We start from the raw sequence: 12,149 nt of genomic DNA, 5'->3' as shown, positions 1-12,149 counted from the left end.
AATCTTTCGTGTTAAATTTGTAAGATAATGAAGTTGGGCAGCAAAACTAAGCAACAAAAATTCAAAACAGAGATGGCAAAAGGATATATGTCCACATTAAACGTCATTTTCATCACTTTTTTAGCTACAATCCTGTTGAACGTATTCAGTGCCACTATCATTGCACAAGAGCGAAACAGTTTTGGCGTTAAAACAATTGTGATCGATCCGGGACATGGTGGAAAAGACCCGGGAGCTATTGGTACGGGGCGTTACGATGCTACTGAAGCTGATATTGTCCTGGATGTGGGGCTAAAACTTCGCGATTACATCAATAAGTATTTTCCTGATGTAAAAGTGATCATGACGCGTGAAACAGATGTTTTTCTCAAACTGATTGAACGCACAAAAATTGCAAATGAGGCTGATGCTGATCTTTTTATCAGCATCCACTGCAATACGATTGGGAGTACACACGCTCACGGATCTGAAACTTTTGTTTTGGGAATGCACAAAACCGAAGCAAACCTTGAAGTAGCTAAACGTGAGAACCGCGTGATGTTAATGGAAGAAGATTACGAGGAGAACTACGGCAATTTTGATCCAACTTCACCTGAGAGTATGATTGCTCTCAGTATGATGCAGCGAGAGTTTCTCGAGCAGAGCATTTATTTTGCAGATCTCGTTCAGGATCAGTTTAGGGAACGTGTTAATCGTAGAGATCGCGGTGTGAAACAAGCCGGTTACTGGGTTATCAGTAGAGTAGTGATGCCGAGTGTGCTTATCGAGCTCGGCTTTATCAGCAACCCGCCTGAAGAGGACTTTCTCAATTCTGAAAACGGTAAAGTTTACATGGCCTCAGCTGTTTACAGAGCTTTTAAACGTTACAAAATAGCGATGGAAGGTGAAGATACTTCTGTTGATCCTGATAAAGAAGAAAAGCAAGCGGAAAAAACCGATGAACAAGAGGTGGAGGAAGAAGCTGAATCAGGCTCTGACCGTGAAAAAGAAGCTGATGATGAAAAACCTGTGTTTCACGTTCAATTAGCGTCATTACCCGAACCGATTGATGATGTATCAGGATATTTTGATAATTTAGGCGATGTTGAGGAGGTCAAAATAGATGGTGTTTACAAGTATGTTGTGGGAGCTGAGAATTCAGTTGACTCAATTACTGAAGTGCAGGATGAAGTGAGGGAAAAGGGTTATAAAGATGCGTTTGTTATTGCGATTTATCGCGGAAAACGTATTTCTTTGCGTGAAGCTGTAGATATTATTAATAACTAAAATATTACCGCTATCTCAAAAGAAATAAAAATAGGCATCGTAACAATTATTACGCTTGTCGTTGCAGTAGTAGGATTCAGTTATTTGCAGGGTTCGAGTCTTTTTGAAACCGGTAAACAGTACTATGCTGTTTATGAGAGGGTTGATGGTTTGTCTCAGGACAATTACGTACAACTCAACGGTTACAATGTTGGAAAGGTGAACTCGATTAAACTCCATTCTAACGGATCGGGAAAAATTGTTGTGGGCTTTCGCGTTACCAACAAAACTGTGAAAGTGACTGAGCAAACAGTTGCCCGCATTTCAAGTTTAGATCTTTTTGGCTCTAAGGCTATTACACTTCAGGGCGGAATGAAAGGAACTCCTGCAAAGGCTGGTGATACACTGAACTCAGCAATTGAGGGTGATCTTAAAGCTGAAGTTGATAAGCGCCTTCAACCACTGGAGAAAAAGACGAATGATTTAATCGGTTCAATCGATTCTGTTGTGACGATCGTACAGGCAATTCTCAACGAGGATGCACGAACTAACCTTACACAGAGTTTTGAGAGTATCAACCGTTCGTTCAGGACCTTTGAAACAACACTCAAGCGTGTTGATACTTTGGTGATTAGTGAGCGCCAAAAGTTTGATACGATTGTCAGTAATATGAATTCGATCGTTTCTAATATTGAAGGAAACAATGAGCGCATTGATACAATTTTGCGCAATTTTTCTTCTATAAGTGATTCACTCGTCAAAGCTGATATTGTTGGGACAATTGATAAAGCGGGTACTGCCATGGAAAGCGTTGCTTCAGTGATGAAGAAAATCGATGAAGGAAAAGGCTCTGCAGGGTTACTCGTCAACAACGATACGCTTTATCGCAACCTCGAATCTGCAACACTTGAGCTGGATAAGCTGTTAGAGGATATGCGTGTGAATCCTAAACGTTACGTACATTTCTCTGTGTTTGGAAGGAAGGAGAAGCCGGCAGAGAAACCTAAAAAGAAAGAGCGGTAGTTATGGGAATATCAAATATCATTTTCGCTGTGATTTTCATCGCAGCGGTCGTTTTTTTTGCGAAAAATGTCGGGAAAATAAGGAGAAACATCTTACTCGGTAGGGATGAAGACCGCAGTGATAACCCCGGTGAGCGTTGGAAAACAATGGCGCGTGTCGCACTTGGTCAATCTAAAATGACGGTCAGACCCATTGCCGGCATCATGCACATTTTCGTGTACGTTGGTTTTGTCATAATCAACATTGAAGTTCTGGAAATTATCATTGACGGAATTTTTGGTACGCACCGCATTTTCTCAAGTGCTCTTGGGGATTTCTATTATTTCCTCATCAACTTTTTTGAGATTTTGGCTCTGCTCGTTGTTTTGGGTGTAGTCGTGTTTTTACTGAGAAGGTTAGTAATGCGTATACAACGCTTTTACAAACCCGAGATGAAAGGCTGGCCCACAACTGATGCGCTAAACATCTTGTGGATAGAACTCGTGTTGATGGCAGCTTTTCTTACGATGAATGCTGCTGATAGCGTTTTATTACAGGCATCTGCTGATCAACTGGCGAGCCTGGGACTTGAAAAATATACTTCAGATTTACAGGGCGGATTTGTAGCGAGCCAGTTCCTTACCGGAATGCTCCCTCAGGATCTGACCACTTTAGCGGCAATTGAAAGAACAGCATGGTGGTTGCACATCGTTGGTATCCTGGCGTTCTTGAATTATTTGCCTTATTCAAAGCATTTCCACATCATTTTGGCTTTCCCAAATACGTATTATTCTGATCTCGAAGAACAGGGCAAGTTTACGAATGATGATAAAGTGAAAAAAGAAGTTGAGTTGATGATGGATCCAAATGCTGATCCATTTGCAGCTCCGGCTCCTGAAGAAGGAGCTGAGGAACCGGGGACATTTGGAGCAAAAGATGTTCAGGATTTGACCTGGAAAAACCTCATGGATGCGTATTCCTGTACAGAGTGCGGTAGATGTACCTCTGAATGCCCTGCTAATCAAACGGGAAAATTATTGTCTCCGCGTAAAATCATGATGGATACACGCGACAGACTTGTTGAGGTTGGCAAGGGAATCGATAAAAACGGAAAAGATCACAAAGACGGTAAAGCTCTACTAAACGATTACATCACACCTGAAGAGCTTTGGGCGTGTACAACATGTAACGCTTGCGTTGAAGCTTGTCCGGTAAACATCAATCCGCTCTCAATTATCATGGAGATGAGACGTTACCTCATTATGGAAGAGAGTGCTGCTCCAAGTGAGTTGGCGGGAATGTTTACTAATGTGGAAAACAACGGAGCACCGTGGCAGTTTGCCCAGGCTGACAGACTAAAATGGGCTGAAGAAACAGATTAAAAGTTATTGGTATGAGTGAAGCAATGAAAGTTCCTACAATGGCAGAAATGAATGCCAAAGGTGAAACTCCAGAAGTGTTGTTTTGGGTTGGCTGTGCCGGAAGTTTTGACGATAGGGCGAAGAAGATTACCAAAGCAATTGTCAAGATATTGAACAAAGCGGGTGTTAAATTCGCTGTACTCGGAACCGAGGAGAGTTGTACCGGAGATCCGGCCAAGCGTGCAGGAAATGAGTTTATTTTCCAAATGCAGGCCATGGCAAACATCCAGGTTTTGAACGGATATGAAGTGAAGAAAATTGTGACGGGTTGTCCGCACTGTTTCAACACAATGAAAAATGAATATCCTGATTTGGGTGGAAGTTACGATGTGGTTCACCACACGCAATTCATCAATAGTCTCATCAAAGATGGCAGACTACAACTCGAAGGTGGCGGAACCTTTAAAGGAAAGCGCATTACTTTCCACGATCCGTGTTACCTGGGAAGAGCAAATGGTGTTTTTGAAGCTCCGCGCGGACTCATAGAAAAGCTGGATGTTGAGCTCTCTGAAATGAAGCGTTGTAAAGAGCGCGGAATGTGCTGTGGAGCAGGAGGAGCTCAAATGTTCAAAGAAGCTGAAAAGGGAAATAAAGAAGTCAACATTGAACGTACTGAACAGGCACTCGAAACTGAGCCTGATGTCATTGCAACGGGATGTCCGTTTTGCAACACAATGATGACCGATGGAGTTAAAAACAAAGAAAGAGAAGATAACGTACAGGTGTACGATGTAGCAGAATTAATCGCAACAGCTGAAGATTTGTAGTGTATGAGTGAAATAAATTTGACGAAATTACAATCACCTGTTTTCCAACTTCCCGATCACGCACGTGTTTGGGCTTATCAGTCAAAAGAACCACTTTCAGAAAATGAACAAAAGAAATTAAAAGCTGCACTCGATGAATTTTTGGAGTCCTGGCAAGCACACGGGTCATCTATGACCGCTGCCGGAGATTTCCTCCTCGATCATTTTCTAATCATAGCAGCTGATGAAGAAAAAGTTAAAGCTACAGGATGCAGCATCGACTCGTCAGTTTACTTTGTGAAAGAGCTGGAAAAGAAATTCGAAGTGGATTTCTTTGACCGCATGCAGGTAGCTTACCTCAAAAATGGCGGCTCTATAAGCATTTGTTCACTGTCAGAACTCGAAGGGCTTTCCAAGAAAAAAGAAGTTTCTGAGGATACGAAAGTCTTCAACAATCTCGTGGCAAATGTAGGCGAGCTCAAAGAGCGCTGGTTATTACCGATCAAAGAGAGCTGGCACAACCAGTTTATCGATAATTGAGTTTTTAAAAATCATTATAATTCAAAGCCCCATTCTATTTAGGATGGGGCTTTTTTTTGTTGTGATATGGAGTTTCCCTAAATCTCGAAAGTGTTTTTTATATTGCACTTAAATGTTTGTTTAATTTCCTATATTTAAAATGAACTGACTTTAAATTGGGTGCTTGTGAAACAGTATTAAAATTATTTGTTTTCATTTTAACTAGATTGTGTTTGCTAAGCGATGTTTATAATATAACTTAATGAAGTGAAAGAGGATTTGACAAAATATAGGTTACCAAAGGGATGGGTGGAAATTCCACTTGGAGAAATAGTAGTTTATAAAAAAGGTAAACGACCTAAAACTTTAGAACCAAAAGCGAAAAATAACTTCGTTCCTTACTTAGATATTAAGGCATTAGAACTTGGAGAAATTGAAAAATTTGCTGATAGAGAATCAGTGCTGGAAATTGATAAAAGAAATTTAGCAGTTGTTTGGGATGGAGCTAGAAGTGGCTTAATCCTAAAAGGAATTAAAGGAGGTTTAGGGTCAACATTAATGAGTATAACCTTATTTAATATACCTAGTGATTTTCTATATTATTTCCTCCAGTCAAAAACCGATTACGTAAGGTCAAATGCTAAGGGTACAGGAATACCTCATGTAGATCCCTTGATTTTCTGGAATATTCGTATCCCTATCCCTCCAATCAATGAACAATATAAGATTCTGGAGAAAATAGATAGTGTCTTTAGTGAATTAGATAATATTCAAGCTTTGCTAGAGCTATCTTTGTCAAAGATTAAAGTTTACCGTCAAGCTATTTTAAAGAATGCTTTTGAAGGTAAACTTACGGAAGACTGGAGGACAGAAAATAATCCAGAAACCGGAGAAGTGTTGCTCGAACGCATCAAAGAAGAACGACAAACTAGATATGAGCTAGAGCTAAAAGATTGGAAAGCTGCTATCAAGGAATGGGAGAAAGATGGGAAAAAAGTGAAGAGGCCAGAGAAGCCTAGAAAAATAAAGGACTTGGGTTCATTTTCACTAAGTGAAATTGAAGATTTTCCTTCTTTACCTAAGCAATGGAGCTGGTCTAAAATTGATTTACTTTCAGAATATGGACAGTATTCGATTAAGGCTGGACCTTTTGGTTCTTCACTTAAAAAGGAATCTTATGTCGAAGCTGGGTATAAAATATATGGCCAAGAGCAAGTGATTTCAGGTGATGCGTACATGGGTGATTATTACGTTGACCAAGAAAAATATGATGAGCTAATTTCTTGTAGCATTAAGCCAGGAGATGTTCTAATAAGTCTTGTTGGAACTGTGGGCAAGGTATTAGTTCTTCCAGAGGATTGCGAAAAAGGGATAATCAACCCACGATTGATCAAATTGTCGCTTGATCAGAAGTACTATTTGCCATTTATATTCAAGTATTTTTTTGAGAGCTATTTTCTCAAGAGTTTGTATTCTACTCATACTCATGGTGCAACTATGGATGTTTTGAATTTAGGTATCATTCAAGGGTTACCATTTCCATTCATGAGTTTAGAAGAACAAGAACAAATTGTATCAGAGATTGAATCTCAATTATCGATCATTGATAATCTTGAAAATGAGATTGACTCTAATTTCAAAAAATCGAAAGCCTTAAGACAAAGCATTCTGAAAAAAGCATTCGAAGGGAAACTAATAGATCAAGACCCAAAAGATGAATCTGCTTCTGAATTACTCAAACGTATTCAAGAAGAGAAAAAGCAGTATTTGGAAGAACAGAAACGCCAAAAGAAAAAGGTGCCAAAAAATACAAAGAAGATGAATAAAGAGCTAAATATCGAAGATGTGCTCAGAGTATCAAAAAAACCTATGCTGGCTAAAGATGTATGGCAGCAAAGTAAGCACAAGGAAAACATAGAGGAATTCTATGCAGAACTTAAAAAGATTCAAGATCAGGTTAATGAAGTCAAAAAAGGAACTGAGTCACTACTATCACTATCTAAATGAGAATAGATACAGTACATATTAAATCTCGTTTTAAGAATCTAAAAAATTTCCAGATAAACATTGAAGAGAATGCCTGGGAAACCGTTTTGCTTGGTTTGAATGCTACAGGTAAATCGAATTTTCTCGAGGCGCTTGTAATCATTTATCGAGATTTAGATCTAATCTACAATCACAATAAAAAGGTTAAGAATCATGATTTTGACTATTACATTAAATATGAGTGTAGAGGAAATAATATTGAAATTGATCTGGATGATGGTAAATATGTATTCAAAGTAAATGGTAAATCTGAGACCACCAGGATAACCAAAAACATTGAGGACTATCTACCAAAGCATGTGTTTATCTACTATTCGGGAATTAGTGAGCGACTTAAAAGCTTATATGTACCGCATCAAAGAGAATACTACAAGCAAATTATTGAAAAGGATGCAGCGGAATCAAACTTTGATTCTATTAGAAGGATATTCCTGGCTCAAAATATACATGCCAGCTTTGCACTGATTGCATTTTACCTTTTCGAGGATCAAGCCAAAGAGACTATTCGGTTTTTAAAAGAGGAAATCAATATTGAAGATTTTGGTTCAGCGCTTTTTATGTTAAAAGAGCCTGATTGGGCTAAAGAGTCGAGCCGTAAACCCTCAAATCTCTGGAAATCAACAGGTTTGGTAAGGAATTTTCTAGAGGACTTGTTGGAAGTTTCTTATGCCCCTATAGAGCATAAAGCAAGGATGGAAGTTTCATACAAAAAGAATGCTACAATAAGTCGACTTTACTTATTCCTGAAAGACAAAGCTACCGTTGAAAAACTGATTAAAGAAAAATATACCAATAATATTGAATTGTTTAACGCTCTTGAAAGCCTTTACATTTCAGATTTTCTAGAAGACAATGATGTAAGAATAAAAGTGCAAAAAAAGAGTGTAGATGGAGAACTCTCAATGGCTGAACTCTCTGAAGGAGAAAAGCAATTTCTCACTGTTTTAGGTCTTTTGAAATTCACCAAGGATGAAGAATCATTAGTACTTCTTGACGAGCCAGATACTCATTTAAACCCAGTTTGGAAGTGGAAATATTTGGATTATTTGGATAAAGTGGTGAAGAGAAAAAGTAATACTCAAATCATTTTCTGTACTCATGACCCTTTAGTTATTGGCAACCTGAAAAAAAATCAAGTTCAGATTTTCAAAAAGAATGAGCAAGGAAAGACAGAGGCCTTTAACCCCTACATGAGTCCACGGGAAATGTCTGTCTCCAAAATTCTTACAAGTGAATTGTTTGGGATTCCATCCCTAATGAGCAAAAAATTAGAGGATTTATTAAATCAAAAACGGTTTCTGCAAGCCAAGTTGTCTCAGGGTGAATTAGGTGATAAAGAGCAGCATATATTCGAGAGGCTTAAAAAGTATTTTGACCATATCGGTTTTAATGACGAAACAGCAGATAGTCGGTATAATCAATTCATAAAGCTTACAAGTCAAAATAAAGCTTATGTTGACAGAAAATACACGAAAGAGGAAGCAGAGGAACTTGATAAGATTGCCAAAGAGGTGTTAGACGAAATTCTAAAAGAAGAGAAAAAGGGCGAATGAGGCACATCGATAAAAATAGGTTTAGAGACGCTGTTTCTCACTTCAGAGATGATGATGGGTCGACATGGGAGCAACTCAAAGAGGCTCAGTTTAATGCTATGAATGGGATGACTATTACTGAGAAGAAAGAATATATAAGAACTCATGCAGTATGGAATAAACTACAACCAATAATGCTGAGCCTTTCACACAATAAGTGTTGGTATTCGGAAGCTCCAATAGGTAATGGAGATCTCGAAGTAGATCACTTTCGACCTAAAAGCAAATCCAAGCAAAAAGTGGATTACACGAATCCTAAAAGTAATTCTACAACACACAAAGAGAATGGCTATTGGTGGTTAGCATACAACTGGGATAATTATAGACTTTCAGGAGCTTTGGCAAACAAGCGTAGAAGAGATCGACTAAGTGATTGTGATGAAGTGAAAGGAAAAGGTGATTATTTCCCTCTCGATCTAGAAAATGGTAGAGTCGCAGATGATGAGGAAAATTGTAATTGTGAATTCCCTGTTTTGTTGGATCCTCTTGAGCCAGATGATGCCTGTTTAATCACATTTGATAAAGGAATTCCAATTCCTGCTACAAACGATCCTGCAGACGTTGATAGGGTAAAACAATCCATTTTTTACTATCATCTAGAATTAGATCAACTCAATAAAGATCGTAAAATCGTTTGGGATGATTGTGTGGAACAAATAATGGATGCTAAAGAGGCAATTGATAATGCTCAAAATGCAGCAGAAAGAAGAAGTTTGATTAAGAAATGTTACAAAGAATTAAGAAAGCTCGTTGATTCGGAAAGGAAAGCATTTACCAGTACAGCAAAGGCATGTCTCATGATTTATGCTGAAATAAGTGGATATAAAGAATGGCTTAAAAACCTTGTAAGAACCTTATGACAACAAATAACATAGCACAAAAAATATGGTCATTTTGTGATACCCTCAGAGATGATGGCTTAGGCTACAATGACTACTTAGAACAGCTCACTTATTTGCTGTTTCTAAAAATGGCTGATGAAAACCAGTCTAAATATAAACTACCAGACATATACGAATGGAGAACTCTAAAGAGGCTAACTGGAGGTGAGTTACAAGATAAGTATGAACAAACACTTTTAAAACTAGCTGAATCTGGAGGCATGCTGAAAAAGATATTTTCTGGAGCCAGAAACAAAATCCATGATTCTGCTAAGTTGAAAAGATTGATTAAGCTTATTGATGATGAAGATTGGTCTTCCACAGAAGTAGATATAAAGGGTGAAATCTACGAGTCACTTTTACAAAAAAATGCAGAAAACAGTGGCGCAGGTCAATACTTTACACCAAGACCTGTAATACAGGCAATGGTGGAATGCACGCAACCAAGGCCAAGTGAAACAATAGCTGACCCTTCATGTGGTACGGGAGGTTTTTTTCTGGGAGCTTTAGAGTTTTTGGAGACAATTTCTGGCTTATCAGAAAAGCAAAAGGAATTTATAAAATTCGAAATGTTTCATGGATGGGAAATTGAAAATGCCACAGCTCGTCTTTGCTTAATGAACCTTTATTTACACGGTATTGGAGACCTGGAAGAAACACCGGATATTTTAGTAACGGATAGTCTGAAGTTCATAGATGAAAATGGAAAAGCAAAAGAGCATTTTGACATTGTCTTAGCTAACCCTCCTTTTGGAAAAAGTAGTAGTGATGTTCCAACAATAGATAAAGAGCAAGCTAAAAAGGAAAGATATTTTTACAGAGATGACTTTTGGGTAACTACGAGCAATAAACAGCTTTCTTTTTTACAACACATTGCTTCAATGCTTAATGAGAAAGGACGTGCTGCAGTAGTACTTCCGGATAATGTTTTGTTTGAAGGAGGTGCAGGAGAAACCATTAGAAAGGAACTACTTAAAGAAATGAATCTTCACACAGTTCTAAGGCTTCCAACTGGTATTTTTTACGCCCAGGGAGTAAAATCAAACGTGCTGTTTTTTGAGGAAAAAGAACCTGCAAAAGAAATAGGAACCGATGAAATATGGTTTTACGATTACAGAACCAATGTGCATCACACCCCGAAAAAGAATCCCTTAACCTATAATGATTTGAAGGATTTTGTTGACTGTTACAAGGTTGGTCAGATTGATGACCGGGAAGAAACCTGGAACGAAGAAAATCCGGAGGGTCGTTGGAGAAAATACACCTATGATGATATTGTGTCAAGGAACAAAACCAATATGGATATTTTCTGGCTGAGAGATGCCAGTGTAATTGATTTAGACAATCTACCCGAACCGGATGTCATTCTTGACGAGATTATAGAAAATATTCAGAGTGCTTTAGAAAACTTCAAAAATGTACGGGATAACTTGAATGAAGAATGATCTTAAACCTTAAAAAAGAGCTAGAGCAATTACTGCCTAAAGCACAGCAAGTATATGTTGCTTCGGCTCTAATTAAAAAAGGTGCTTTTAGTTTTATTGAGGGTTTATTGCCAGAGGACTGTTATAGAAAATACCTTATCGGTGTTCATCTTCCAACCGATCCAGTCATTCTTAATCAATTTTTGATGGCTCATAACTATAGGGTTGGTAGAGTAGTTCTGGGATCAACCATTTTTCATCCTAAAGTTTACATCCTTAAAATTGATCAGAAGCTTGTTGCCTTTATTGGCTCTGCCAATACTACAGATGGAGGTCTAGAGAAAAATGTAGAAGTCAGTGCAAGAGTAGATGATCAAAATCAATGTAATTTATTAGTAGATTGGTTTCAAGAAGTGTATTCTACATCAAAACCGATTACCACTCAATTTGTAGAGGATTATAAAAAGTTCTTCGATAGATCTAAACAAAGAGCATATCGTGAAAAGGCTGATTTAAACGACTTTCTTTCGAAAGAGCCCTTAACTACAAACACTCAGGTTGATGATAATCAATTCTTTAAACAAGAGCACTTTGATGCCTATCAATCTATTTACTGGAATGACTATGGAGATAAAGCCAATGAACAAAGGAAAAAGGTAAAAGAGAAGTTTAAACAGCTTCATTATTCAATAGTAGATAGGTTCAATGAATTTCATCTTCATGATTTACATCCACATTACCATCCTCAAAATATAGTTTCTTCGCATATTTATAGGAAAAACTTTACGAATAAAGATTTAGCTTCTATGTGGTTGCATTATGGCTTTTCAAAAGATGAACTACAAGGAGGATCTTTTTTAAATCACCCCAGAATTCAAATCATTTTAAGACCAAACAAGATTGGTATTTGGTTAGTTGTAGGAAAAGATAAAAAAGGAGGAATAGCTGAGCGTGTTAGGTTTAAGAAGCTAATGCAAGAAAAAGAGTTTAGGGAGTTATTCTATATGAAATTAAATGAATTAAATGATGATTATTGGATTCAACCAAGTGATTTAAGTGGAGGGAAATACTTAATAGGTAATATCAATTCATCATCACAATTATATAAGATTACTCGTGACGATGACTATAAAAAGTATTTTGTTATAGGTCGAGATTATGATCCAAATAACCTTTCATTTTCTGAGGAAAATATTACTGACAAAGTTCTTACTGAATTTTCAAATCTTTATCCATTATATTTGGTTTTCAAAGGAAATTTAGATTAGTCAAA

The 12,149-nt window shown here is 37.7% G+C and carries 10 protein-coding genes; all 10 read left to right on the top strand.

The window, feature by feature from the left end; translation table 11 throughout:
* Positions 1-72: 72 nt before the first annotated feature.
* The 10 genes from F3059_RS01325 to F3059_RS01280 all read left to right on the top strand — a co-directional run bounded on the left by F3059_RS01325 (position 73) and on the right by F3059_RS01280 (position 12,144).
* Complete coding sequence (locus F3059_RS01325; protein ID WP_170264972.1) at positions 73-1,266, top strand: N-acetylmuramoyl-L-alanine amidase family protein; 1,194 nt, start codon at positions 73-75, stop codon at positions 1,264-1,266.
* A gap of 84 nt (positions 1,267-1,350) precedes the next feature.
* The gene (locus F3059_RS01320; RefSeq protein ID WP_170264970.1) at positions 1,351-2,268 is read left to right on the top strand and encodes an MlaD family protein; all 918 of its coding nucleotides are present in this window, start codon (positions 1,351-1,353) and stop codon (positions 2,266-2,268) included.
* 2 nt (positions 2,269-2,270) lie between these two features.
* Positions 2,271-3,629: a (Fe-S)-binding protein gene (locus tag F3059_RS01315; RefSeq protein WP_151166126.1), complete on the top strand. Its 1,359-nt coding sequence runs from the start codon at positions 2,271-2,273 to the stop codon at positions 3,627-3,629.
* 11 nt (positions 3,630-3,640) lie between these two features.
* Entirely contained in the window at positions 3,641-4,435 is a 795-nt protein-coding gene (locus F3059_RS01310) for a (Fe-S)-binding protein (RefSeq protein ID WP_151166125.1), read from the top strand.
* Between the two features lie 3 nt (positions 4,436-4,438).
* Entirely contained in the window at positions 4,439-4,954 is a 516-nt protein-coding gene (locus F3059_RS01305; protein WP_151166124.1) for an ABC transporter ATPase, read from the top strand.
* A gap of 246 nt (positions 4,955-5,200) precedes the next feature.
* Positions 5,201-6,940 (top strand): restriction endonuclease subunit S, encoded by a 1,740-nt coding sequence (locus F3059_RS01300; RefSeq protein WP_151166123.1) that lies wholly within the window; start codon positions 5,201-5,203, stop codon positions 6,938-6,940.
* Complete coding sequence (locus F3059_RS01295; RefSeq protein ID WP_151166122.1) at positions 6,937-8,532, top strand: AAA family ATPase; 1,596 nt, start codon at positions 6,937-6,939, stop codon at positions 8,530-8,532. Before F3059_RS01300 ends, F3059_RS01295 begins: the two co-directional genes overlap by 4 nt.
* Positions 8,529-9,431 carry a hypothetical protein gene (locus tag F3059_RS01290; protein WP_151166121.1) on the top strand — a complete coding sequence of 301 codons (903 nt, stop codon included), beginning with the start codon at positions 8,529-8,531 and terminating at the stop codon, positions 9,429-9,431. The genes F3059_RS01295 and F3059_RS01290 overlap by 4 nt, the downstream gene beginning before the upstream one ends.
* Positions 9,428-10,897 (top strand): type I restriction-modification system subunit M, encoded by a 1,470-nt coding sequence (locus F3059_RS01285; protein ID WP_151166120.1) that lies wholly within the window; start codon positions 9,428-9,430, stop codon positions 10,895-10,897. Before F3059_RS01290 ends, F3059_RS01285 begins: the two co-directional genes overlap by 4 nt.
* Positions 10,894-12,144 (top strand): restriction endonuclease PLD domain-containing protein, encoded by a 1,251-nt coding sequence (locus F3059_RS01280; RefSeq protein ID WP_151166119.1) that lies wholly within the window; start codon positions 10,894-10,896, stop codon positions 12,142-12,144. The genes F3059_RS01285 and F3059_RS01280 overlap by 4 nt, the downstream gene beginning before the upstream one ends.
* Positions 12,145-12,149 lie beyond the last annotated feature (5 nt).

Source organism: Salibacter halophilus (assembly GCF_008806325.1).
Classification (GTDB): domain Bacteria; phylum Bacteroidota; class Bacteroidia; order Flavobacteriales_G; family Salibacteraceae; genus Salibacter; species Salibacter halophilus.
The sequence above is the reverse complement of the archived record's forward strand: the minus strand, read 5'-3'. Positions and strand labels throughout refer to the sequence as shown.